Source organism: Paracoccaceae bacterium (genome assembly GCA_033344815.1).
Lineage (GTDB): Bacteria > Pseudomonadota > Alphaproteobacteria > Rhodobacterales > Rhodobacteraceae > Roseobacter.
On record JAWPMR010000001.1, the window covers coordinates 290,762 to 315,827 of the forward strand.

Genomic DNA, 25,066 nt, shown 5'->3' on the forward strand with positions numbered 1-25,066 from the left:
AAGACATGTCAAAAGTCATCAAAGGCGGCACAATTGTCGCCGCAGACCGTACTTACAAAGCCGATGTGCTGGTGGAGGGCGAACGCATCAGCGCCATCGGGCCCGATTTGACGGGCGACACGGTAATCGACGCGGCGGGGTGCTACGTGATGCCCGGTGGGATCGACCCCCATACCCACCTGGAAATGCCCTTCATGGGCACGCGCACCGCTGAGACCTGGGAAAGCGGTACGTTCGCTGCAGCCTCTGGCGGGACCACAATGGTGGTGGATTACATCATTCCCGGCGAGGATGGGATCATCGCGGCATTAGACGAATGGGAAGCGCGCGCCGCGCCGCAAGCCTCTTGCGATTACGGGTTCCACATGGCGATCACCGGTTGGTCGGAACAGATATTCGATGACATGGCTTTGGTCGTGGATCGGGGTGTGAACAGCTTTAAACACTTCATGGCCTATAAGGGCGCCTTGATGGTGAATGATGATGAAATGTTTGCCTCCTTCTCGCGCTGTGCTGCTTTGGGTGCCCTGCCCTTTGTGCATGCGGAAAACGGTGATCTGGTAGCATTATTGCAGGAAAAACTACTGGCCGAGGGCAATAACGGACCCGAAGCGCATGCCTATTCCCGCCCCGCCGCTGTGGAAGGAGAAGCCACCAACCGCGCGATCACCATTGCCGATGCCGCTGGCGTGCCGGTCTATATCGTACACACCAGCAGCGAGGACGCACATGAAGCCATCCGGCGTGCCCGTCAGAATGGCCAACGGGTCTGGGGCGAACCTCTGATCCAGCACCTGTTGTTGGATGAGGGCGAATATGCGCATGCCGAATGGGATCACGCGGCCCAACGGGTGATGTCGCCCCCCTTCCGGAACAAGAAACATCAGGACGGGTTATGGGCTGGTTTGGCCGCGGGGTCCCTGCAGGTTGTGGCGACGGATCACTGTGCCTTTACCACCGAACAGAAACGCATGGGGGTGGGTGATTTCACGCAGATTCCCAATGGGACGGGCGGGCTTGAGGATCGCATGTCCTTGCTATGGACCCATGGTGTTGAAACTGGGCGTCTGACCATGAACGAATTTGTCGCGCTGACCTCGACGAATATCGCCAAGATCCTCAATATCTTTCCGAAAAAAGGTGCCGTGATCGTAGGTGCAGACGCGGATCTGGTGATTTGGGATCCCAAGCTGGGTAAGACAATTACTGCAAAAACGCAAAAATCAGCCATTGATTACAACGTTTTCGAAGGTTTTGAGGTCACCGCCCTACCCCGATTTACCCTGTCACGCGGGGATGTGGTCTGGGAAGCAGGCGCCAACAGCCAACCCCAGCCCGGTCGGGGCCAGAAAATCAGCCGCATGCCCTTTCCGTCCACCAGCACAGCCTTGAGCACGTGGAAAGAACTGATCGCGCCGCGCCCCGTCGCACGTGATCCCAAACATATGCCCATCGGCGTTTAACGGACCCTGAGGAGGAGACAGAATGACCAAGAAAATTATGTGTGCCATTGGCACTGATATCGATTCCGTAGCCGGATGGATCGGATCCTATGGCGGTGGGGACAGTCCGTCGGATATTCAACGCGGTATCTTTGCCACCGAGGTCGGAATTCCCCGTCTTTTGCGTCTGTTCAAGAAGTACGACATGGAGACCAGCTTTTTCATTCCCGGGCACAGTCTTGAAACCTTTCCCAAGGAAATGCAGATGATCGTGGATGCAGGCCATGAGATTGGCGCGCATGGGTATATGCATGAAAACCCCGTGGCGATGACGCCGACGCAGGAAGAGGATGTGTTGGTCAAATCCATCGAACTGATCGATAAGCTAACCGGGAAACCGCCCACGGGTTATGTGGCACCCTGGTGGGAGATGTCTAATTCCACCGCCGCCCTGTTGCAGAAATACGGGTTTTCTTATGATCACAGTCAGGGATATCGCGATTTCCAACCTTATTATGCGCGTACCGGTGACGAGTGGAACGTGATTGATTACACCAAGACAGCCGCGGAGTGGATGCACCCGCTGAAACACGGTCATGAGATTGATTTGGTGGACATTTCGGCCAATTGGTATCTGGATGATTTGCCGCCGATGATGTTCATCAAGAAATCCCCCAACAGTCATGGGTTCGTGAACCCGCGCGACATCGAACAGATGTGGAAGGATCAGTTCGACTGGGTTTACCGAGAAATGGATTACGCGGTATATGCGATCACCATTCACCCGGATGTGTCAGGGCGGCCACAGGTCTTGCTGATGCTGGAACGGTTGATTGAATACATCAACGGGCATGAGGGTTGCGAATGGATGACGTTTGACAGCATCGCCAATGACTTCCGCGCGCGCTTCCCTTTTGAAGGCGAGGCCCGGCCAGAGGTGATCTGATGTGTTCGGCCTGTGGTTTCCCCGCAGCCCCCGGTCACTGGACAGAAGCAGGGGCGGCCACACCGCATGACCGATTGCGCGAAAGGTTCCGCCGGGTACAGGTGTTGCAAAAGGTGCTGAAAGGCACTGGCGTTACAGCGCATGACGGCGGAATGGTGCCGGGCATTCAGGTGATGTCACTGAGCGGTGCGCAGAGCATTGTGCCGGATCTGGAGGCGCTCTGGCAGGAAGTCGAAACCCTGCGCGGGCGCCCTTTTGACCCGCTCGATCTGTGACCGAGACGACTGAGGGTCGGTTGCGGCTAACCATTCTGGGCGGGTTCTTGGGTTCCGGTAAAACAACCTGGTTGCGCCACCAGCTTCATACCGGCGCTTTTGGCCGGGTACATGTGATCGTGAATGAGGCCGCTGATGCCCCGGTGGATGATGCGCTGTTGCAAGCAGCGGATCAAATGACTCTGCTGTCGGGGGCCTGCGTATGTTGTACCGGGCGGGATCAGTTGCGCGATGCTTTGTTGTCGCTGTGTGACGTGCGTAGCCGCAGGGCGGATCACGACACACGGCTTGAAAACATCGTGCTGGAAACCAGCGGTCTTGCGGATCCGGGCGCGATCCTTTCGGTAATCCAAGCCGATCCAATCCTCGTGCGCCAAATTGTGGTGGCCGAGACCATCGTTATTGTGGACGCCCTAAATGCACTGCAACAAATGCAACAAGAAACGCTCAGCCGGCGGCAGATCGAGGCTGCCGACAGGTTGATTTTAACGAAAACCGACATCTCTGGGAGCACCGACACGGCTGGTCTGCGCGCGACTCTCAGAGCGCTTGCACCGGGGGCGACGCAATCAGCGGCAAGTTTTGGTAGCGATATGCCCCTGCCCGCCTTGGCGTCTCAGCAAAAACCCCTCGCTTTACCCGACCTCGCCGATGACGACAGCGCGCCAATCATCGCCACACGTTTGACTCTAGGTCCAACGCCCGACTGGACAGCTTTCACCGTCTGGCTTTCTGCCTTGCTGCACGCGCGTGGCGACCAAATCGTTCGAGTCAAGGGGGTGGTACGGACACCCGCCGGGCGATTGTTGCTGCAAACCGTGCGCAGATCGGTGCAATCCCCGGAGATCCTTCCCGAGCCCGATGTGCCCTGCGATACGGACAACACCATTGCCGTGATCGGACGCGGATTTACGCAAGATCAATTGGCAGCTTCACTCGCTCGTGTTTCCGCCTGAGGGAACAACTTGCGCGCCGTTTCAGTTGTGATCAGACCGTCGGCCACGTCGCTCGCAATGGCATCTGTTGCCCGCAGTGACGCATCACCATATCCGCCGCCACAGGGCCCATAGGACACCAGCTTGTCCCCCGCCTTGACCTTGAAATACGGTACTTTGGAGGGCAGTTCCTGCGCACTCCCATCCGGGTGAACCAGAGTCAAAGCGGCGGTATGACCGGCCGCGCCGCCATCAAACCCCCAGGGTTCAAACGCATGACCGTCGCCTTCCAGCGAAAAGCCCGCATCATCCAGAAACGTAAATTCACGTATCGCGCCGATGCCACCGCGCCATTGACCCGGTGCCATCGCATCCTCGCGCAACTCGTACCGTTCCACGCGGATAGGGATGTGAGATTCGATATCTTCCACCGGATTATTCCGAGTATTGGCATAAAGCGTGTCGACCGCATCCATTCCGTCCAGGCCAGAGCGACCGCCGTAGCTACCTTCCATGATTTCCATATGAACCCAATGGTTACCGTCCTTAAGCCCCGAAATCGCGATGACACGCAGGTTTCCAATACCCGCCGAGACCTGATCGGGCACAATCTGTGCAAAAGCTTTCATCACCGTGTCAGCCAATTGGTTACCGGGGCAGAACCGCGCAATGACAGGGGCAGGAAAGATCGGATTGGCAAGGCAGCCTTCGGGCGCGACGATCTCGATCGGTCGCGTCAGCCCCGAATTCTGCGGGATGGCGCCATAGGTGACCGAATCCAGTAAAATCGAGCGGATTGTCAGCCAAACAGCGCAATCAACGGTCCCGATCAGCGGCATGTTGATCGGCTTGTCTGGCAATTGCGGCGCGGTGCCGGTTAAATCCACCACCAGATCATCACCACTCACGTTCAACGTCACCACCAACGGCAATCGGCTGCGCGCCGGGTCAGGATCGTCCAGAAAGCCATCGAGATAAGTCGTTGCCGTATAGGACCCGTCCGGCAGCGCCCGGATCGCATCACGCATCAGGCGTTCGGAATAATCCATCAAGTCATGGAAGGCCGCTGTCACAGCTTTCAGTCCATGATGTTCGACCAGTTCCAAAAAGCGCGCCGCGCCAATACGGGCGGATTCGATCTGCGCCTCCATGTCCCCGACCACCAATTCCTGCGCGCGGATATTTGCCCGCAGAATGTGCCACACGGCGTCATTGCGAATGCCTTGATCATAGACTTTGATCGCCTTGAATTGCAGCCCTTCTGCATAGGTATCCACTGCATCCACGATCCCGCAACTGCCTGGGGACAGGGCACCGATGTCAAGGTGATGGGCGGTTGTAACCGACCAACCGATCAAGGTCTTTTCCATAAAAACAGGCACGCAAAACGCCACATCCGGGCCATGGCTCGCACCGCCATAAGGGTCATTGTGCATGATCACATCGCCGGGACGGATGGGATCATTGCGCTGCGCCAAGACTTCAAGCACATTGCGCACATAGCCGGGAATGGGACCGGATTGCAGCGGTGTGGACATCTTGCATTCACACATCTGCAGGCCCGACGCATCGGTGAGTGCCGCACCAAAATCTTCAGATTCGCGGATGATCGAGGAATAGGACATGCGCATCAGCTTATGGCCCATCTCGATGGCGATGTTTTCCAAACCACCCTGGATCACGGCGGCGGTGACGGGATCAATCCGGCTCATGACGGGTCCTCCAAAGTGATGATGAGACTGCCCGAGGAGTGAACCCGGACTGACGCGTTGGGGGGCACAACTGTTGTGCTGTCCTTTTGCAGCAGGATCGCCGGTCCTTGAAACGGTTTATCCACAGGCAGCCTATCGCGCCGGTAAATGCTGGTCTCGAGGCTTTCCAGACGTCCCGCCACCCTGAATACGCAGGCGCGTTTGTGTAGCAGTGCGGTTTCAAGAGTGCCGGTATCCAGAGCCGGCATTTGTTCGAGTTTTGATAGATTGCCAAGCGCCGTAACACGCAGATTAACCAGTTCAATCGGGCTGGTTTGGAACGCATGACCATATTCGGCGGCGTGGATGTCGTGAAACTGAGACCAGACGCCCGCGAGGGCATCATCGTCCAAGTCGCCCTTCGGGAAAGGTACCTTGAGTTCATACCCCTGCCCGACGTAACGCAGATCCCCAAACCGTGTGAAACTCACCCCGCTTGCATCAATCCCGTCATCGGCGAACCGTGCAGCAAGTTCCGCCTCCATCGTCACGAAATCGGCGTTGATCCGGGTGAGGTCGCAGGTAGTGGAGACCTGAAACTGCGTCCGAATTGCGTCATATTTCAGATCAGCCGTCAGTAAGCCCATCGCGGAGGTGATGCCGGGAAAGGGCGGTACGATCACTTCGGGAATTTGCAACATTGCGGCCACTTCGCAGCCGTGCAGCGGTCCGGCCCCGCCCATCGCCACAAGGGCAAATCCGCGGGGGTCTATGCCTTTTTGCACTGTACGGGATCGTATGGCATTGGCCATGTTGGCGTTCAGAATGGTCAATACCCCCTCTGCAGTTTCCAATGTGTCCATCCCCAGTTGCATGGCCAAATCCGCAATCACCGTCTGCGAAGCCGTCGCATCCAATCCCATTTCACCTCCCAGAAAATCGTCCGGTTCCAAACGACCCAGCACCAGATTCGCATCCGTTACTGTCGGTTGTGTTCCGCCAGTACCATAGGCCGCAGGACCTGGCACCGCACCGGCACTTTGCGGACCAACGCGGAAAGCGCCGCCTTTGTCTACATGGGCGATGGAACCGCCGCCGGCCCCAATGGTGTGAATGTCCAGCATTGGCATCAACAAGGGAAAACCAGCGATGGAAGTGGACCGGGCGTCTGTCTCGACAAATGCCCCATCCACCGCAATGCCAATATCGGCCGAGGTGCCACCAATATCAAAGGTGATCAACCGATCGCGCCCGCATTGCGACCCCACCCAGCCTCCACCCAGAACGCCTGCTGCCAAGCCGGACATCAATGTCAGCGCAGGATTTTCGGTGACCATTCGCGGGGTCGCGACACCACCATTTGACGCCATGATGCGAAGATCTCCCTTGATCCCCAATTGCGTCAGCGCGCTGCCCAGATCGGTGATATAAGACCCGACTTTCGGGCCGACAAAACTGGCCAATGCCGCCGTGGTAAAACGTTCAAACTCACGAAATTGCGGTGAAATCGATTGCGATGTTGTGACAAAAGCCTTTGGCATCACCTCTTGCACAATGGCTTTGGCGCGCTGCTCATGCGCTGGGTTAAGATATGAAAACAGAAAGCAAATGGCGACCGACTCCACTCCTTCCGCCTGAAGCTGTTGCGCAGCAACACGCACCCCGGCCTCATCCAGCGGCACGATTTCTGCTCCCGTGGGCGGGGTCAATCGACCCGCAACCGTCTTGCGGTATCGCCGCTGGATCAATGGTCGGTTTTGCCATGGCAGCTCCTGCATGATCGAATAATGCTCAACCCGCTGATGCCGCCCGATGTGAAGCACGTCACGAAACCCGTCATTCGTGATCATGCCCGCGCGGGCACCCTTGCCCTCGAGAACGGCATTGGTGGCGGTGGTCGTCCCATGAAAGACATGTCCGACATCGCCCAGATCCACCTGATTTTGATCGCATAATGCTTTGATCCCGGCGATGACACCGCGCGACGGATCATCCGGGGTTGTCGCAACCTTATGTATGCCCAATTTCCCCTCTTGCTGATCAAAATAAATCAGGTCTGTGAAGGTTCCCCCCACATCAACACCTATTGTTTTCATCGCCTGTCCCCGCCTTCAACAATCCGCGCCTTCTTACGCCATTACAGCACCCTAACACATCGGGACGCCTTGCGAAGATGTCTCATGAAGCCTTGAGGTGCCCAATGCGGCAGCAAGGCTGAGGATATCGCCTATAATTTGGGTGATCATGATCGATAGGTTTAGAAACAGACCCAAAAAACTGATGGCACACCCAATACGTCGGCCCGAGGAAACAAAGGACCGCTGATTCATCGTCAATCTGTTCGATTGATGCTATTGCTTGCAAGTCTTGAGGAAGAGGAGCCCCTATGCGCGCAGTTGTGTTTGAGAGACCGGACGGCGATCCCGGTTCAACCGTGGTCAAGGATGTGCCGGAGCCTGTTGTTGGATCCGGCGATGTGCTAGTGAAGGTCGCTTATGCCGGGTTGAACTATGCCGATCTGATGATGCGCCAAGGGGTTTATCCGCATCCGAAAGGATATCCTCTTGTGGCCGGGCTGGAACTGGCTGGCACCGTCGTGTCGGTTGGATCAGACACCGCTGGGATTGCACCCGGCGCGCGGGTCGCGGCCTTTAGTGAAGACGCCGGGGCTTTTGCTGAATTCTGCGCGGTACCGGTGGAGCGGATCATCCATCTGCCAGACGACATCGGGCTGGATGTGGCCGCAGCCGCCTATGTACAAGCCTTGACTGCCTGGAACCTACTGCACACGGTCAGCAAGACCAATCCAGACGATGTAGTTCTGATCCATGCGATCGGGGGCGGTGTCGGTCTGTATTTGACGCAACTGGCCAAGGCTGCCGGGGCCGTCGTCATCGGGACGGTTGGCACATCGGGAAAGGAGGCCCGCGCGCGAGAGTATGGCGCCGATCTTGTGGTCCATCGCGATGAGGCTGATTTCGTGGCCGAGGTTTTGAACTTCACGCAAGGACGTGGCGTGGACAAAGTCGTTGACTCAACCGGGGCAACAATTCTGGACCGCAGTTTTGACGCCATCCGACCTCTCGGGCATGTGGTAAGTTATGGTGAGGCAGAAGGCCCGCCGCTGCCAAATCTATGGGAACAACTGGTCCGGAAATCGTTGACTTTCACCCGAATGCATCTGGGGCATCTCGACTATGGGTCTGAGGCATGGTCGAGCGGCGCAACACAGGTGCTGTCTGCGATCAGTGATGGCTCGTTGAAGGTGCCGATTGAAGGCACTTACACATTGGACAGCGTTGGCGACATGTTTGAGGCCCTCGCCTCGCGGACCCTCTCCGGCAAGGTGATCCTGAAGCTGTCTTGATGGTGTAGCGGAAGGCGTCAGACAAGCGCGGATGCTGGTGAGCGCCTGCGTCGCTGCTGTGGAGACCTCTGGTGACGGCGCTCCATCAAAGAAGGCAGCGGGCATTTCATCCCGTGTCTCGCAGATCTCACGCCATCATCGCAGTGGCCCGATACCAGACTGATCAGAGTTGCACGCCTTTCGTCAAAGCCCCGTCAATCACCAGATTAGTGCCCGTTGTGAAACTGGAGCAAGGAGCCGATAAGAACACCACACCAGCAGCGACTTCCTCCGGCGTCCCCATGCGCCCCATCGGGTTCATGCCGAGGGCCTCGGCAAACAAGTCCGGGTTGCCCTCCTCGATCTGCTCCCAGATACCCCCCGGGAAATAGGTATTGCCCGGCGATACTGTATTGGCGCGGATGCCCTTGTCAGCCAGTTTGAACGCGAGGCCTTGAGCGTAATGCACCAGTGCGGCCTTGAACCCGCCGTAGGCCGGGCCGGTGAAGTCAATCTCCCGCCCTGAGACGGATGAAATCAGGGTGATGGCGGCGTGATCCGATTTTTCCAACCAGGGCATCGCAGCATTCACCAGTCGGACGGAATGCATCATGTCAACATTAAAGCCAGCTTGCCAGGCGGCCTCGTCATCCGTTACTGCGAGTGCCGAAACATTGGCCACAACCACGTCGATACCCCCCAGCGCGGCGGCACTCTCGCCAACCCAGGTTTCGAGCGCTTCCTTATCCGACACATCAACCGAGGCCCCGAGACAGGTGGTGCCATGCGCCTTGAGACCTGCCACTGCGCTGTCGACCTCATCCGCGTTGCGCGCGCAGATGGCAACATTGGCCCCTTCTCGCGCAAACAGATCCGCGCAGCGTTGCCCGATGCCCTTGCTGCCCCCGGTGATCAGAACGTTCAGCCCGTTTAATCCAAGATCCATTGTCGTTCCCCTTTTCAGACCAGATAGCGTTTTAGAATGGAGGCCCCAACTGAATATTTCGGATCCACCATGTTCCCAAGACGCACCTTGCCACACATGGTCAGCAGCATATACGCCTCTTCCTCGCTTTGTCCTGTCTGGGCCGCGACCCAGCGCACCAACTCGCGGTATGCAATACGCGCGGCATCCTCCAAAGGTCGGGCACTGCCGATGAACATCATCGCTTCTTCGGTTTCAAGCTGCGGCCAGGCGTTACCATGCCCTTTGATCAGATCGATATGCAAAACGACAGTTGCGGGAATTTCAAGGGCCACACCGCAAAGCTCGCCATCCCCCTGAATGGCGTGACAATCGCCCACGTAAAGATACCCGCCCGGCGTATTCACGGGCAGATAGATGATCGCGCCAGGCGCCACGTCCGGCAAATCCATATTGCCGCCGTAGTAATCCGGTTGGAGCGATGAAATCGCCTCAATCTCCGGTGCGGTGCCAATGGTGCCGATGAAGGGTTCATATGGCAGGGTCAGCGTATCCGACCAGTGAACGCCATTCTCATCCACAACCACCTTCTTGACGATCTCAGGCAATGGCGCGTTCAGCATTGCGGTCTGCCCGGTCGACACCAGGCCGCCGAATTCCGGGATCAGGCAGGTGGTGCCCACAGGCTGCGGTCCACGCGGCGTGATCGAGACAATCCGCACGGCCAGCGCGTCACCTTTTTCAGCCCCGCGCACGTGAATGGGTCCTGATTGCGGGTTCAGAAAGGGAAATTGCAAGATGTCGGAGGGTTTGTCCTGATCCGTAACGATTTTGCCCTCAAAGGCGTCATGGGTTTCTACCGTCACAACGGCGCCGGGATCCACTTCGATCACCGGATCTACATAAGGCCCATAGACATAGTGAAAAGTCTCTTGGTCGCCGATGCTGATGCCGTGGGACGCCCCTTGCGCCCCGCCAGCAACACCTTGCCGCGCCATAAGTGAAGTCTTGAGCCAGTCCATAGTCGTCCCCCGTAAGTGTCTGTGTGCGCTAGACCTGTGATATTACGTGAATATGGTCTGATGTCACGCGGCGGCCACAGGAAATCGTTCGCCCGCATCCGGTGCCCGACCCGGCAACCATGTCTCATGAATGTGAGACCATGCAACTCCCAGCGGTGCGTCATCCTTGACGCAGAAAAGAGCCGTGGATATCCGAGCCGACTGCTCAGCGCCCAAGTCATGCCATTCCTCATAGCTGATCAGCGCGCAATCCCGCCACGCCTGCAAGATGGCCACGTTTTCCACGCGGATCGCAAAGGTTTCCCCCTGCCGCGCCAAGACACCATGAATGGATCTGAACTCCTTCAACAAGGCGGCGCGTTCGGTAACGGTGCCCAGCGGGCTGACCACACGGCAAGGGTCACCCAGCGCATTGGCAAAAGGCGCAAACCCCTGAGACGTTGCGGGTAAAGTCCCACATAGCCAGTCTTGCAACACCTGATGCAAACGATGCGTTTCTTGCACACAACGCTGCGCGAAATCATCCATCGGTGATTTCATGGCATATGTGCAGCACAACATCACCTTCAATAATCCCAGGTGCACGTGCAAAGAACCGCGCAACGGCTTCCGATCCGTTGTGTATGTCCTTGGCGTTGACATCCGCAAACCGCTCGTAAGTTGTGAAAATATCAGGTGTTTCAAGGCTTTGAGAGATGTGAAAGCCAATTGTCCCAGGCTCTTTTGCAGCCACATGCGCAGCTACATCCAATAGCGCGCTGCGTAAGGCTTCGCGCTGGCCAGGCTTGGCGCGTATAATAGCGGTAATTGTAATCATAAGCCCCCCAAAAGACCACGGGCCGAATCTGCCTATCGGGCCCGTGGTTTAGTACAGTTACTGTGCCGGCGTGAGTTCAGGTTTGACAGCAGCTTGAGCGCCACCCGTCCAATCAACACTGGCCTCAAAGGCTGCGGCCGCTGCATAAATCGTGCTTTCGGTATAATCGGCACCGGTCAGCATCAGACCAACCGGCAAGCCGTCAACCTGACCGCATGGGATGGACATTGATGGATGGCCCGTGACGTCAAACTGCGCGGTATTGGCAATCATCTCGAAAGCGCGCGAAATCACTTCCGTGATCGGAGCGCCGGGTTCGGGCAGCTTTGACGCGGTGATGGGCAATGTCGGCATCAACAACAAATCATATTTTTCAAAAGCCGTATCATAGCTCGCTTTCACTTTGCGCGCGATGTTCTGCGCTTTGGCGTAGTAACGCCCGTTGTAGTGATCAATGCCATACTGCCCAATCATCATGCAGATTTTCAGGCTTTCGGAGAGATCATCCGCTTTATGGCGCCAATTGGCGTGGAAATCCATCAGACCCACATCATAGGCCCCCTTCCAGTTCATGCCCATGCCGTTGCCCTGCATCATCTGCCATTGCAGACCCTCAATGGCGATTGGTGCCCAGACAGCACCCGCCAGAAGGTGATCAGGAATAGAAACCTCCTCAACGATAGCACCGAGACCGCGATAGGTTTCTGCCGCTGCGCGCGCCGCATCTTCGACGCCGGGCATCAGGTTGGCCGCGACAAAACCTTCGCTCAGCACACCAATTTTCATCCCCTTTACACCGCGATCCAGCGCGTCGGTATAGGTATCGACCTTGGGTGCGTATTGGCGTGGATCAAGTCCGTCAGCCCCGGCCAGCACTTCGAGCATCAGCGCGTTATCTGCCACGTTGGCGGTCATCGGGCCGGTGTGATCAATGGTGCTCTCAATTGGCATGACGCCAGTATAGGGCACCAGACCGTGGGTCGCCTTCATCCCCGCTATGCCGCAATAAGAAGCGGGCATCCGGATCGAGCCGCCCTGATCACCGCCGATGGCCAAATCAACTTCGCCAGCGGCGACAAGGGCCGCACTGCCCGAAGAGGACCCGCCTGCGGAATAGCCCATTCTGCGCGGATTATGCACCATGCCTGGTTTGGAGGTGTGACTGCCACCGGACAGGCAGAAATACTCGCACACCGCCTTGCCCTGAATACTCGCCCCCGCGTCCAGCAGCCGTGTCACGATGGTTGCATCTGCCACTGGCACGAAACCCTCAAGGGTTGATGCGCCGTTGGTCATTGGCACGCCAGCAAGGGCAACATTGTCTTTCAACGCGACACTCATACCTTTGAGTTTGCCCTCAGCTGCGCCCTTGACCTGTACCTTACGCGCCCATGCGCCAAAGGGGTTTTCAGCCGCCTCCGGCGCATATCCAGACGTGCGAGGATAGGTAACGGGTGGCGTGAAATCAGGAGTGTCGTCCACCACATCATAAGCGTCAAAGTTGGCCTGCATCAAACTATGGTATTCGGTGGCCTGCTCTGGCGTCAGGCTCATGCCCAAGCTATTGGCGATGTCCATAACCTGATCTACTGTAGGTCGCGTAATGGTCATTTTCTTTTCTCCTCTAGGTCAGTTTCATTGGGTCGCTGCGCGGGCCAAAAACATAAGGTTTGACCCCTTATGCCGTAGTCATACCCACAAATTCGGCAACAGTTTCGGGGTTTTGTAAATCCTGTGGCGCAAGTTCACCGGTGATAGCCCCCTTTTGGATAATCAGGACGCGGCCAGAAAGCGCGGCGATAAACTCAAGATTTTGCTCGACCAGGACAAGGGACAACCCACGCTGGCGCAGCACTTTCAAAGTATCCACGATCTCTTCGAGGATCGAGGGTTGAATTCCCTCCGTTGGCTCATCAAGCAACATCAGCTTGGGTCTCGCGCACAGGCACCGCGCCAGCGCCAGCAGCTGTTGCTCCCCGCCCGACAAGGCCCCACCGCGCCGATCCAGCAGGCGTTGCAGACGCGGGAACAGCCCCAATATATCTTCCAGCAGCGACATGTCCTCATTGGAACTGCCCGCCATGCCCATCCGCAAATTCTCCTGCACTGTGAGGTCCGGAAAAATCTGTCGTCCTTGCGGCACAAGGCCAAGGCCTGCGCGCGCGCGTTTATGGGGTGCGAATTTTGTCACATCCTGGCCATCAAATTGGATCTTCCCATCGGTCGCCGGTAAATGGCCCATAATGGTGTTCATGAGCGTGGTCTTGCCCATGCCGTTGTGGCCCAGAATCCCGAGGAACTCGCCCTCCTTTACGCTGAGCGTCACGCCGGCAAGAATCGGGATGCGGCCGTAGCCGGAATGAAGCGCGTCTACTTCAAGGATCATGCGGCCAACCCCTTGCCCAAATAGACATCTCGCACCCGCTGGTCCTCCAGCACAACACTCACATCATCTTCAATCAACACGGCTCCCTGATGCAGAACAGTCACTTTCCTGGCGATCATCTTGATAAACTGCATGTCATGCTCCACCACAATCAAGGCCCGGCTCCGATTGATCTCCACGATCAATTCGGCGGTGCGTTCCACCTCTTCATGTGTCATGCCCGCCGCAGGCTCATCCAGCAGAATCAACTCAGGTTCGCCTGCCAGAACGGTGCCAATCTCCACCCACTGACGTTGCCCATGGGCCAGTTTCCCAACCTCTTTGCCCGCAATACCTGTCAGACGCAGGTCGCTCAGAATCTTGTCAGATAGCTCTGTCGCAAAGGCGGGCGTATGTTTATGGCGCGCCGCGATCCACAGGTTTTCCCGCACGCTCAGAGCGTTGAAGACGTTCGGCACCTGCGTTTTGATCCCAACTCCTTTGCGCGCAATTTCATGGGGCAATGCGCCTGAAATATCCGCACCGCGCAATTCCACCGCGCCTTCGGAGGGACGCAATTGCCCCGTCAGAAGCTTGAAAAATGTCGACTTTCCAGCCCCATTTGGCCCGATCAGACAGCGCAGTTCAGATTCCTGCAAAGCAAAATCCACGGTATTGACCGCCGTGACACCGCCAAAACGCACCGTCAGGCCACGGGTTTGCAATAAAGGGGTGCTCATGGTTTTACCTTTACAGGGCTCTGCTCCGGTTCAGAGGATGTCTCGCGGCTGCGCGACAGGATCAGATCGCGCAGCGTTGGCGCAATGCCCTTTGGCACCAGCAAGACAAAAACAATCAGCACCGCGCCCAGTATGAAATTTGCATCCAACGTTTGTTGCGCGCCGACCTCGGTCACCATCCATTGCATCAGCAAGCACCCAATCACCGGACCAATCAGCGTCCCTCGCCCCCCAATAATCACCCAGATGATGATCTGTGCGGACAGGCCAAGGGCAAAGATCGTCGGGCTCACAAAGGCCCCCCAATTGACATAAAGCGCGCCGGCAAATCCCGCGATTGCCCCGCCGATCATGAAGGTAATCAGCTTGTAAATCCGCGGGTCGTACCCCAGCAGAGCAGCGCGGGTTTCGTTTTCGCGAATGGCCAGGATAATACGTCCGAATGAGCTGGCAATCAGAACGCGCAGCCCCAGATAAACCGCGATCAAGGCAAGACCGGTGACGATCCACGATTGTTCCGGACTCAGAATATAGGACGGGTTGCCCGGAACGTTGAAGGTGGGCACCCCGGGTATCCCGTTAAAGCCCCCCAGCCGCGCGTCGCCAATTTTGTAAAAATCGCCTGCGGTCGAGTTCACCAGGTTGAACAGGATCAACGATACGGTCAGGGTGATCACTCCAAGGTAGACGTCACTGACCCCGCCATAGATCATGAAGTACCCCAGCAGAGCTGCGAAGATGACCGGGATCAGAATCGCCAGTAGGATTGCATAGGTGCTGTCATCAAAATTGATCGCCGTCACCGCGTAAGCATAAGCGCCAAGGCCAAAAAACGAGGTTTGGCCAAAACATAAGATACCTCCGTAGCCCCAGATGAACCCGAGACTCAGTGCCAGCACCGCCATCGCGGCAAAGACCGTGAACTGCATGATTTGAAACAGATCAACATAACCCGGCGCGATGATGATCGCCCCGGCGAGCAAGACCGACCCGATGAGCGCACCTGCCATTCCATTGAGTTTTTGCATTACAAACGCCCTTTGAAGAACTTGCCGGAAATGCCGGTTGGTAACATGCGGATCAAGGCGACTGCGGCAATGAACAGGATGACCTCTCCAAAGACCGGTGTGGTCAGGAACGCCGCGATCTGGTTGATGAATCCAAAGAGCCCTGAGGCCGTGATGAGACCCCACAGGACAGATGTGCCGCCGCCGACCACCGTGATGAACGCTTTGGCGATGAAGGCCGCTCCCATGGTCGGAACAACACCCGCGACCGGGGCAAGCAAACCGCCTGCCAGCCCCGACATGGCCGCCCCGGCCCCAAAGGTGGCCATGTAGACGCGTGCCGGGTTGACCCCCAATGTCGCCGCCATTTCCGGGTTTTGCATCACGGCCCGTGCGATCAGGCCTGCACGCGTGAACCGCATCACCGCCCAGACCGCTGTCATCAACAAGACCGCCATGAGCGCGAGGAATGGTGTGTAAAGGCTCGATTGAAACGCACCAACCGTGAAGCCGCCCAAAGGGGAGGCCACACCGACGATGGTGTTGCCAAATATCATGGTGGTACCGCCGACAATCACGAGACTTAGACCCCATGTCGCCAGCATCGTATCCACAAGCCGCCCATAGAGGAATTGGATCAGGCAGCGTTCAACGATGACCCCCACGAGGCCTACGAAAACGGGCGCGATGATCAGCATCGCAATCCAGATATTCACGCCTGCCGAGACAGACAAAACCGTCGCATAGGCCCCAAGCATGAGGAATTCCCCATGCGCTAGGTTAATGATTTTCATCATTCCAAAGATCACCGCCAGCCCGGCGCTGATCAGCACCAAAGATGCAATACCGCTGATTACGTCCAGCCCGACGATGATCGCAAGGTCCATGTCGTTTTCCTAGATATCGATGATGTAGTGGGTTGTGTCGTTCGGGTTCGCTTCCAGATCGCAAACCGCCGCAGTATCCAGCGGCGCTTGTTGCTCAAAAGTATCGAGCACCTTCCAGGCTCGGTTTTCGACCTCTGCAAGGAACGTATTGCGCGTGACATGATGCGTTTTGGGATCCACAACCACATTGCCGCTCGGACCTTCGAAGGAAAGCCCGGTTTCCAGCGCCTCGATCACCGGCATTCGTTCCACCGTGCCCGCCTGTTTGACGCCCTCAGCCCAAAGATGCACGCCCTCGTAACTAGCAGCTGCCAATTCGCTGATGTACGGGGTTTGCGCGCCGTGGCGGTCTTTGATCGCCTTGACAAAAGCCTGACTGGCCGGCGTTGCCAGTTCCTCAAAATAGCCATAGCTGCCGAGCACGCCCTTGCTTTCGGAATCCTCCAGCGTCGCAGGTTCATTCACCAGACCAAAGGTTGTCGAAGCAATCGGGATTTCATCCTTTAGCCCCGCCGCAGCCCATTGGCGGTAAAATGCGGTGTGGTTGCCCCCGACCATTGCGGACAACAACAGATCAGGCTCCGCTGCCTGTATCCGTGAAATGGACGGTCCAAAATTCGTCACATCCAGCGGGAAGAAGTCGGTGGAGAGCACCTCGCCGCCATTGTCCTCAACGTATTTGCGCATCCATTTGGCGGTGATCTGCCCGTAATTGTAATCCGCGGCGATGATGTAGGCTTTCTTGCCCCACAGATCCATTGCACGCGGCACCAGTTTTTCGACCGTCTGCGCGGGCGTGGTGCCGGTGTTGAACGTATTGCGGTCACAAACACCGCCCTCATAGAGCGTGTTGTAGAAATATAGCGTGCGAAAGCGGCTGAAGATCGGACGGATCGCCTCACGTGAGGCGGATGTGATACCGCCGTGGATCACATCGACCTTATCACGCACCGCCAATTGCTGGGCAAATTGCGAATAGAGCTGAATGTTGGACTGGGTGTCATAGTTGATCAATTCGATCTCCCGGCCCAACAAACCTCCGGCGGCGTTCAATTCCTCAACAGCCAGTTGTATCGCGTAGACCATCGGTTCGCCGGTCGCTGCCAGGGGACCGGCAAGGTCATGCAAGCTGCCCAGTTTGATCGGCCCATCCTGAGCACGTGCAATGCTGCCAATCAGAGACGGTGCCGCCAAAGCCAGGCCCCCGGCGGTTGAGTTTCGCAAGAATCTACGGCGTGAAAGTGTCATGTGTTTTCCCTTTTCTCTTTTCTTGTTCTGTTCCGGCCAATGCCGCGTTCCAGCAGGTCATGCTGTCTGGTTTCAACGTGTAGCGCTGAAACCAATCCGGATGCCTCTTCATGTCTCGGCCATCTGCTCAAACGTGCAGTTTTCAACGCAGACCGCCGCCCGGTACAGGGTCATCTCATCCAGCTTGGCCCCGATGAACATTGCACCGATGGGACGGCCATCGCAGGTCGTGCCCGCAGGCACCGAAATACTTGGATGGCCGGTCGCGCAGGAGGGCGACGTATTCTGGATCATGCCGAATGCGGCCCCAACGATCTCCTCGCGGGTCGCGTCCTGACCGGGCAATGGTGTGGCGGCCATCGGTGTTGTTGGCATCAAGAGCACATCATAAAGTTCCAGCAGAGCGTCATAGGCCGCCGTCAGTTGCCGGTTGAGGTTCTGCGCTTTGCCATAGAAACGGCCCTTGTGGCGCGATGACATGTAATGGCCCATCAAGACGCCGAGTTTCAGCGTTTCCGACATGTCATTGGCCTGCTCTTTCCACTGGGACTGTGCGTCCAACAGGCCTTCGCTGAAATGGCCTTTCATATTCGTGCCATAAGCGTTCTGACGCAGCATCATTTCCGTCGCCCCTTCCAGAAAGATCGGCGTCCAGATTGCCGGACCGACGGCATGCAGCGGCATCGATATTTCCTGGACCACCGCGCCTGCAGATTCCATTTTCTGTCCCAGTTCCCGGATGCGAGCCTCAACCTCTGGCTCGGCGCCGGGATGCCCAAAACCTTCGGTGACAATTCCAACGCGCAATCCGTTGACGGGTTGGGAGAGTGCATCCGTATAATTCTGTGCTGGTGCGCCGCTCTGGCGCGGATCCAGCCCGTCAGGACCGGCCATCACCTCAAGCATCAGGGCATTGTCAGCCACCGAGCGCGTCATCGGCCCCGCATGATCGACCGTCAATTCCACCGGGAAAATCCCGGTATAGGGCACAAGCCCATGCGTTGGCTTGATGCCCACAATGCCGCAAAAAGAGGCCGGAATACGGATCGAACCACCTTGATCGCCACCTGTCGCCATGTCCACGATGCCTGCGGCTACCAGTGCTGCGGACCCTGAGGAGGAACCTCCGGCATTGAAGCCCGCGACAACCGGATTTTCGACAGGCCCGTTTGCGGATGTGTGGCTGCCGCCCGATGCGCAATAATATTCGCAAGCAGATTTGCCCAAAATGTCCGCGCCCGCATTCAGTAAGCGCGTCACAATCGTGGCATCCGTATCCGGCACATAACCTTGCAGAATGGTTGACCCGTTTTCCATCGTCACGCCCGCCACATTGACGTTATCTTTTATCGCAACGGTCTTGCCCGACAGCTTGCCGCCGGTGGCGCCTTTTATATCGGTCCTGACAGCCCAAGCATTATACGGGTTATCCTTTGCGCTGGGTCGTGCACCGGGTGCGCGCGGATATCTTTGCGTTGGCGCCCCATTATCCATGCCGTTGACAGCGTCGTAGGCCTCAAAGAGACCCTCCATAAGGCCCAGAAAAGAAGCAGCGTCATCGGAGCTGAGGAACAGACCGAGTTCTGCTCCTGCTTCTTTCAGTTCCGTTTCACTTGGACGATCAATCCTGCTGGCCATCTCTTCTTTCTCCACACCAACGTCGATAAAGTCTGCGCGTTAGGCGAAATTCCCTTCACGAAGAAATACTTTGCATACCACCTACAAAGCATTGTTTTTAAATGACTATATTTACTGGATCTCCACTTCTTCTCATTCCAATTGTCACTGCTAAAAGCTGCAAGTTCATCGCCAAAGCATATTTACTTGAATTGGAAACTTAATATCGATTAGTCACGGACAACGCGGCGCTTCAACATTTTGTCCACGGTTTTTCGTGATATTTTGTCTATGAAAAGATTTTTGCCCAATTTTTAGACACTGAGTTGTTCGGCGACGCTTTCAGCGGGAACCTCCGGAACTGCGAATTGCGAGCGGTCTCGATGCGGCAACGAATCAAGAGAACGGTACCAAGTGCCAAAGCTGTCCCGCTACCAATGCGCGGCCAGATCAGCACCGCCAGAAACGAGCATATGATATGTGATGCCGCCGGTTCGATAAGTAAGCACCGCTGACTTTTACTTTGGGCCAAAGGCATGTCTGTCAGCGAGGTCAACAGCAGAGACATGAGCGCACATGTGGCGGGTTCCGGAGCCAGGACTAAGGCTCAGAAAGCGATCTTTTTCTGGATTTATGAAATGGGTTGCGCCGTGTCGTAACCGCAAATGAAAGGGAGAACGCGGCAAGTCGGCTAACAAAACCGCCTTGAGATATCATTCCCGGATCCTGCGCGCGTCTCAGGGTTCATCAGAAATGCAGCGCCCGACCATCGACGGTTTTACGCTGCGCTAGATCAAACGATCCAGCGCCTCCCGCAAAAGCGCAGCCTTTTCTGTACCAATGGCCGCGATGATTTCCTCGTTTTGCGCGTCCACATGGGTCATTATTTGATGGCAGAGGCTGTCACCACGATCCGTCAACGCCAGTTGCACGCGACGTTGATCCTCCGCTGACAACTGCCGCTGCACCAGACCATCGGCAACCATGCGGTCCACAAGCTTGGTCAGTGTTGGCGGGTTCATCAGGACGATCGCAGCCAATTCGCTCATGGTCGGTCCGTTTGAAGCGCGCAAGGATTGCAACACGCGCCACGTTTCGACCTGCACGTTCAATGATTTGATTTTTCGACCAAGATCATTGTGTAGCCTGCGGTGCGCCGCCGCGAGTGCATAAGAAATGTACGAATCAACAGTTTTTACAGGCGTTTTCATTCAGGCACCGAAGGTAAAGCGGCAAATGGATTGACGGGCGTTGAAGCGAGTAACACCATCAGTCCGCTAAAACCAGTCAAGATGTAACCGACGTCGAAAATGCATAAGGCAGAATGATGAGCTTGGCACCTCAAACACCATGGATCAAATCATCGACCGCTTTTTCGCGCACCGCAAGCCAAGCGTCGCACGGCAAAAAAAAGTCGCAACTCCCCTACCGCGTCGCCGTGATGATTCCGATGTGCGGTGCCGCTGGTATGTGGGCTCCCTCCTGCATCGCCAGTGCCGAGGCGGCAGTGAAGGAACTCAACGCTCAATCGGGTATTGATCACCGCCCGGTCGAAATGATCGTCGTTGATGCTGCAATAGAAGCAGAACGCCCGTGCGCGATCGTGATTGACGATTTGATCCAGACTCAGATGATTGATGCCATTGTTGGCATGCACATCAGCGCGGTAAGGCAGATGATTGCCCGGGTGTTGCGCGGCAGGATTCCGTTTGTCTACACGCCCCTTTATGAAGGTGGTGAGGCTTCTCCCGGAGTTTTTACCATTGGCGACACGCCCGCCCGACAGCTTGGGCCCGCGATCCGGTACATGTCCCATCGCTTCAAGCTGAAAAAATGGGCGTTGATTGGAAATGACTATATCTGGCCCCGCGCGTCACATGCATACGCCAAGCGGTATTTGCAGCATCACCACCATGAATTGGTTTTTGAAAGATACCTGCCCTTCAGTTCACCTGAAATGGCCAGAGCGGTCGAGGCTTTGGGCAAATCGGGCGCAGATGGCGTTTTGATTTCATTGATTGGGCAGGATGCCGTCGAATTCAATCGGATCTTTGGCGCAATGGACCTGCACCGTAAAATGTTCCGTTTGTCCTGCATCGTCGAAGAAAATGGGCTGCTGGCCAGCGGCGCGCACAACCTTGATCGACTGTTTTCTTCCGCTTCCTATTTTGCCGCGCTGAACACAGAGGAGAACGCACAATTCCGCGAAACATACCACAACCTGCACCAACACCGCGCCCCAATGCTCAATGCGCTTGGCCAATCCACCTATGAAGGGTTCCATTTCCTGGCCTCAATGGTGGCGCACAGAGGCGAACCCTGGGGGCTGCCCGGAGCCGCGACATCGCCACCGATCCGTTACAAGAGCGCGCGTCATGGGGTTTACAGGTCGAACGCGGGTAATGGGTCATCGGTATATCTTGCGCGTGCCAATGGGTTTGTTTTTGACGATTTTCAGCACTTGTCATAGCTGCGGTCTTTGGACGCGACGCGTGATCGACATACTATGATGCGATGGGCCTCAAGGATCTTTCAGCTTGGTTCGATCTGGCGGCACGACGAAATCTACCTGGCATGAATACTGAACCAAACCGATTGCCACCGACACGCTGACCACAGCAATCCCAGCATAGGTTTCTTCTCTACAGCCCGCCTCCCCGATGACAGCTCAAAGGTTTCTGCCATCCGCAACACACAAATCTCCAACACGAAATTCTTGCCCAGATCAGTGTCTGCAAGTGTTCTTTACAACCCCAGTCGCGGGTCACGCGTCACAAAAAGCGCGGCGATGATCACCGAAAAAGATAGGAGCATTATGGTTTGCTTAAGGCCCACGGCGGCTGCACATTCCAAAGCTTTTGCAAGCGCATTGCCCCGGCCATGTCTACAGCTTCGTATCTTTCCTCGGGCACCATGCGCAGCCCTTCGATTGTTTGCCGGATCAGCAGCACCATTGCGAAAATCAGGGGCGAACAGATCACCATAATTTCCAAAGTGCCAAACAGCATGAGCGCTGGGATAAGGCAAACAATACGGGGAAACGCCTGTGCCGTATCGCAGTTCAAAGGCACCCGCTGGATCACTTCTCTGTCCGCACCGCGAGGATGCGATGGGCATCATAATCATGGCCGCGATTGTGACTACGCAAATGACCGAGTCGAAAGTTACCTTCGCCCGGCCACACCGGCCTGACAGCGCACAGAGGCAAAAAATACCACCGGATGGATGTTTACTTTGCGTCCCGCCAGCGTCAGAGAAAAAGCCGCAATCAGCAAAATGAAAGCCGGCGTTGGAATGGGCAGCGGGGAATCTCGAAATGGGATCAGCACTCGCACGTTAAGGAAAGCACTTAAGAATCCTGGTGCAGATTTAACCCATTAGATGCTAAGAAAATTCTTGATTAGTGCGTCTAATTAATGGCCTTGGGTGAAGTCCTGCCCACACACGTCTTCTGCAAAAATCGGTGCCATCAACGAGGCCAACCTGATTCCTACAAAAAACGCGATGCCCAACAGCACCATGCGATGACGTTGCCAAAATGGCGTGCCGCGCCCAAAATGTTCGGGCTGTTATAACCCACATTCTTTTGACATACGGTCCGGCATTGCCGCCAGCAACACGATGGTCAAGCCAATCTCCAAGGAACGGCCCAGCTTGAAGCTTCCCATCATCTCCAGTAGATGCGCGCCTAGCCCCGGCATGCCAATAGAGGCGGTCAAGACAGAGGCGACGCGCAACAGGAGGGTCGCGATTTGACTGTTGCTCCAGACCCGCGGCGCGGCCGGAAGTGAAGTCGCCTCGACGTCCACCCTTCTGTCCCGAGCAAAATATCCAGAGCTTCTTTGCGCTGCATGACACCGATGAGAACATCGCCTTGTTTGCCCGGAATCATTTCGCGCGCATCCTTGACCAACATGCGTGCAATGTCATGCACGGTTGCGCCGGCGTCTGTCGCCTCCCCCTCGCTCACGGCACCTGCTTGGGCCAGAACACCTGCATGCACCAAACGCGGCTTGTCGTTGCCTTCGGTGAATTTTCGCACCTTTTCAGTGGCGGGGTGCAAAAAGATCTGGTCTGGCGTGTTGAATTACTCGACCGCACTGTCCTTCATGATCGCAAAACAATCTGCCAGCCTCAGCGCTCCGTCCAAAAAAAGGTGATGAACACACCGGTCTTGTTGAGCGTCTTTCGAAGGCGCAGGAATTCATCCTGCGTTTCTCTGCGGACAAGCGGGTCCCGCGCGCTGAAAGGTTCGTCCATAAACCAGATGTCCGGCTCGATTCCGAGTCTGCGCGCGAGGCCCACGCACTACTGTTGCTCCTCGGACAGTTCACTCGGGAAAAAATCCTCGCGCCCCTCAAGTCCCGCCAGCTAGACCACCTCAAGCGCGTTCGCGCCGCGTGCCTTTGTCCTGCCCCCCCCCACCTCCAGCAGCAAGACCAGGTTTTCAGAACCGTTTAATGCACCAGCTTTCCGAAAGACTGGAACACCATGCCCACTTTGAAGCGGCGCACCGCAATCAGGTCCATTTCGGACAGGGACATGATCTTGTGCCCCCACAGTAACTGTCCCACCGGTAATGTCATGCAGGCGTGAAAAGCCGCGCACAATGTGGATTCGCCGGACCCGAACAACCCCATGATCACCAGCATTTCGCCCTTGTGGACATCAATGGAGACGTGCTTAACGCTCGCGATTTAGCCCGCTGCAGGGATGTCGCAAAACGCGTGCCCACAGGGATGGCGCTCATGAACTCCTGGACCCTTGCCAAAATTTTCCATACATTTTCGAAGATATGACCGGCGTGTCGACTGGCACAATGCGCCTTGCATTGGAATTCCCCGTCCAGCAAGACCAGACAAGGTGTGAATATCGTGTTTGAAGCGACTTAGTTCAGCTAATCACCCCAAACGCCTTCATTGGCTTCCAGCCAGACTTCGTCAGCTTCTTCGGGTTCCATCTCTTCGAAGTCCACCAGTTCGGCCATTTCAGCGATCTCAAGATTGGTAAAGCTGATCCTCTCCAAAATGTCATGGGCGCTTGGCTAATTCTTTTCAATGCCTGCCTAAAGCGCTTTCTTCAAATACCCACTGCCAGAGTTGCCACGGGTATTTTGCGGGTCCGGATTTGGATCCACGGAAGGACGTTTGTCTCAACCCGCAACCCACTCAGGGAAATCAAAAATTCTCCTGGCCAGGCCGCTTCGGTAAAATTTTGTGTCCAGTCCAACACAGCAATCGGCCGCTTGTGTGCCTCTGTAGCACCAGTTTCCGCCCAAAGTGCAGCAGCAGATTCCGCGTCCACCACAATGAATTCTATCTTCAACGCCTCGATCCGCTCCTGACGGTTTTTAACCCGTCAACCGGCCTGTCCCGATACCTGCCGTTGTCACAGGTTTCTGCCGTCAAATATTGCAGCGCATCCGTTCAACGCCTTCCAATCCGACAATCCCGGACAAGCCGCTTTGGCTCCACATCGGATACCAACCGTCTTCGCGGGGCTTTGCCTCATGATCGGCGATTTCCATAATACCGCCATTTTTTTTGCACCACACCGAAAGGCGCTCCAAAGGCGCTTTCCCAGACTTCCACCACAAGGATTACACACCCCACACGCGAGGGTTCCTAAACGACCTGCTTATTCGTTGTTACGTATTCAAAACAGTTTTCGTTCTGCTCATACAATTGCCCAGCGATCTTAGAAATCAAAATTTGGCTGGAATAATTGCGCACCGGCAAAAAAAATCTGAAACACTGCTATCTGCGGTAAATCCATCAAGAGGCGTCGAGGCTAAAACACCCGC

At 56.2% G+C, this 25,066-nt stretch carries 27 protein-coding genes; 6 read left to right on the forward strand and 21 right to left on the reverse strand.

The window, feature by feature from the left end:
- The first annotated feature begins 5 nt into the window (after positions 1-5).
- The 4 genes from hydA to R8G34_01405 are packed head-to-tail and all read left to right on the forward strand — an operon-like array spanning position 6 to position 3,619.
- Positions 6-1,463, forward strand: coding sequence for a dihydropyrimidinase (gene hydA, locus R8G34_01390; GenBank protein ID MDW3221538.1), 1,458 nt, complete (start codon positions 6-8; stop codon positions 1,461-1,463).
- Positions 1,464-1,485: 22 nt separating this feature from the next.
- Positions 1,486-2,388, forward strand: coding sequence for a polysaccharide deacetylase (locus tag R8G34_01395; protein ID MDW3221539.1), 903 nt, complete (start codon positions 1,486-1,488; stop codon positions 2,386-2,388).
- The gene (locus R8G34_01400; protein MDW3221540.1) at positions 2,388-2,663 is read left to right on the forward strand and encodes a hypothetical protein; all 276 of its coding nucleotides are present in this window, start codon (positions 2,388-2,390) and stop codon (positions 2,661-2,663) included. Before R8G34_01395 ends, R8G34_01400 begins: the two co-directional genes overlap by 1 nt.
- A complete protein-coding gene (locus R8G34_01405) occupies positions 2,660-3,619 on the forward strand; it encodes a GTP-binding protein (protein ID MDW3221541.1) in 960 nt (319 codons plus the stop codon). The genes R8G34_01400 and R8G34_01405 overlap by 4 nt, the downstream gene beginning before the upstream one ends.
- On the opposite strand, the gene R8G34_01410 is transcribed toward R8G34_01405, so the two are convergent.
- Both R8G34_01410 and R8G34_01415 read right to left on the reverse strand, forming a co-directional pair.
- Positions 3,583-5,310 carry a hydantoinase B/oxoprolinase family protein gene (locus R8G34_01410; protein ID MDW3221542.1) on the reverse strand — a complete coding sequence of 576 codons (1,728 nt, stop codon included), beginning with the start codon at positions 5,308-5,310 and terminating at the stop codon, positions 3,583-3,585. The two genes, R8G34_01405 and R8G34_01410, sit on opposite strands and share 37 nt — an antisense overlap.
- Complete coding sequence (locus R8G34_01415) at positions 5,307-7,385, reverse strand: hydantoinase/oxoprolinase family protein (GenBank protein ID MDW3221543.1); 2,079 nt, start codon at positions 7,383-7,385, stop codon at positions 5,307-5,309. Before R8G34_01415 ends, R8G34_01410 begins: the two co-directional genes overlap by 4 nt.
- 290 nt (positions 7,386-7,675) lie before the next feature.
- On the opposite strand from R8G34_01415, the gene R8G34_01420 reads away from it, so the two are divergent.
- Complete coding sequence (locus R8G34_01420) at positions 7,676-8,656, forward strand: zinc-binding dehydrogenase (protein ID MDW3221544.1); 981 nt, start codon at positions 7,676-7,678, stop codon at positions 8,654-8,656.
- Between the two features lie 163 nt (positions 8,657-8,819).
- On the opposite strand, the gene R8G34_01425 is transcribed toward R8G34_01420, so the two are convergent.
- The 12 genes from R8G34_01425 to R8G34_01480 all read right to left on the reverse strand — a co-directional run bounded on the left by R8G34_01425 (position 8,820) and on the right by R8G34_01480 (position 20,474).
- Complete coding sequence (locus R8G34_01425; GenBank protein MDW3221545.1) at positions 8,820-9,581, reverse strand: SDR family oxidoreductase; 762 nt, start codon at positions 9,579-9,581, stop codon at positions 8,820-8,822.
- Positions 9,582-9,595: 14 nt separating this feature from the next.
- Positions 9,596-10,582, reverse strand: a complete 987-nt coding sequence (locus R8G34_01430; GenBank protein ID MDW3221546.1) for an acetamidase/formamidase family protein — start codon at positions 10,580-10,582, stop codon at positions 9,596-9,598.
- Between the two features lie 63 nt (positions 10,583-10,645).
- Positions 10,646-11,122, reverse strand: coding sequence for a hypothetical protein (locus tag R8G34_01435; GenBank protein MDW3221547.1), 477 nt, complete (start codon positions 11,120-11,122; stop codon positions 10,646-10,648).
- Complete coding sequence (locus tag R8G34_01440) at positions 11,103-11,399, reverse strand: putative quinol monooxygenase (GenBank protein MDW3221548.1); 297 nt, start codon at positions 11,397-11,399, stop codon at positions 11,103-11,105. The genes R8G34_01435 and R8G34_01440 overlap by 20 nt, the downstream gene beginning before the upstream one ends.
- A 57-nt stretch (positions 11,400-11,456) precedes the next feature.
- On the reverse strand, positions 11,457-13,010 hold the full coding sequence (locus tag R8G34_01445; GenBank protein MDW3221549.1) for an amidase: 1,554 nt from the start codon (positions 13,008-13,010) through the stop codon (positions 11,457-11,459).
- 67 nt (positions 13,011-13,077) lie between these two features.
- A complete protein-coding gene (locus tag R8G34_01450; GenBank protein MDW3221550.1) occupies positions 13,078-13,785 on the reverse strand; it encodes an ABC transporter ATP-binding protein in 708 nt (235 codons plus the stop codon).
- Positions 13,782-14,504 (reverse strand): ATP-binding cassette domain-containing protein, encoded by a 723-nt coding sequence (locus R8G34_01455; GenBank protein MDW3221551.1) that lies wholly within the window; start codon positions 14,502-14,504, stop codon positions 13,782-13,784. The genes R8G34_01450 and R8G34_01455 overlap by 4 nt, the downstream gene beginning before the upstream one ends.
- Complete coding sequence (locus R8G34_01460) at positions 14,501-15,532, reverse strand: branched-chain amino acid ABC transporter permease (GenBank protein ID MDW3221552.1); 1,032 nt, start codon at positions 15,530-15,532, stop codon at positions 14,501-14,503. Before R8G34_01460 ends, R8G34_01455 begins: the two co-directional genes overlap by 4 nt.
- A complete protein-coding gene (locus R8G34_01465; GenBank protein MDW3221553.1) occupies positions 15,532-16,398 on the reverse strand; it encodes a branched-chain amino acid ABC transporter permease in 867 nt (288 codons plus the stop codon). Before R8G34_01465 ends, R8G34_01460 begins: the two co-directional genes overlap by 1 nt.
- Before the next feature lie 9 nt (positions 16,399-16,407).
- Positions 16,408-17,646 (reverse strand): transporter substrate-binding protein, encoded by a 1,239-nt coding sequence (locus R8G34_01470; protein ID MDW3221554.1) that lies wholly within the window; start codon positions 17,644-17,646, stop codon positions 16,408-16,410.
- A 108-nt stretch (positions 17,647-17,754) separates the two neighbouring features.
- Positions 17,755-19,284, reverse strand: a complete 1,530-nt coding sequence (locus tag R8G34_01475; GenBank protein ID MDW3221555.1) for an amidase — start codon at positions 19,282-19,284, stop codon at positions 17,755-17,757.
- A gap of 767 nt (positions 19,285-20,051) precedes the next feature.
- On the reverse strand, positions 20,052-20,474 hold the full coding sequence (locus tag R8G34_01480) for a MarR family winged helix-turn-helix transcriptional regulator (protein MDW3221556.1): 423 nt from the start codon (positions 20,472-20,474) through the stop codon (positions 20,052-20,054).
- Between the two features lie 116 nt (positions 20,475-20,590).
- Here R8G34_01480 and R8G34_01485 point away from each other — a divergent pair, with 116 nt between their 5' ends.
- Entirely contained in the window at positions 20,591-21,733 is a 1,143-nt protein-coding gene (locus tag R8G34_01485) for a substrate-binding domain-containing protein (protein MDW3221557.1), read from the forward strand.
- A gap of 343 nt (positions 21,734-22,076) precedes the next feature.
- Here R8G34_01485 and R8G34_01490 read toward each other — a convergent pair whose 3' ends face one another.
- The 7 genes from R8G34_01490 to R8G34_01520 all read right to left on the reverse strand — a co-directional run bounded on the left by R8G34_01490 (position 22,077) and on the right by R8G34_01520 (position 24,790).
- Positions 22,077-22,346, reverse strand: a complete 270-nt coding sequence (locus R8G34_01490; GenBank protein MDW3221558.1) for a hypothetical protein — start codon at positions 22,344-22,346, stop codon at positions 22,077-22,079.
- 486 nt (positions 22,347-22,832) lie between these two features.
- Positions 22,833-22,982: a hypothetical protein gene (locus tag R8G34_01495; protein ID MDW3221559.1), complete on the reverse strand. Its 150-nt coding sequence runs from the start codon at positions 22,980-22,982 to the stop codon at positions 22,833-22,835.
- Positions 22,979-23,305, reverse strand: coding sequence for a hypothetical protein (locus R8G34_01500; GenBank protein MDW3221560.1), 327 nt, complete (start codon positions 23,303-23,305; stop codon positions 22,979-22,981). The genes R8G34_01495 and R8G34_01500 overlap by 4 nt, the downstream gene beginning before the upstream one ends.
- A gap of 92 nt (positions 23,306-23,397) precedes the next feature.
- A complete protein-coding gene (locus tag R8G34_01505) occupies positions 23,398-23,568 on the reverse strand; it encodes a hypothetical protein (GenBank protein ID MDW3221561.1) in 171 nt (56 codons plus the stop codon).
- 152 nt (positions 23,569-23,720) lie between these two features.
- A complete protein-coding gene (locus R8G34_01510) occupies positions 23,721-23,915 on the reverse strand; it encodes a hypothetical protein (GenBank protein MDW3221562.1) in 195 nt (64 codons plus the stop codon).
- A gap of 245 nt (positions 23,916-24,160) precedes the next feature.
- Positions 24,161-24,289 carry a hypothetical protein gene (locus R8G34_01515; GenBank protein ID MDW3221563.1) on the reverse strand — a complete coding sequence of 43 codons (129 nt, stop codon included), beginning with the start codon at positions 24,287-24,289 and terminating at the stop codon, positions 24,161-24,163.
- Positions 24,290-24,667: 378 nt separating this feature from the next.
- A complete protein-coding gene (locus R8G34_01520) occupies positions 24,668-24,790 on the reverse strand; it encodes a hypothetical protein (protein ID MDW3221564.1) in 123 nt (40 codons plus the stop codon).
- Between the last annotated feature and the right edge of the window lie 276 nt (positions 24,791-25,066).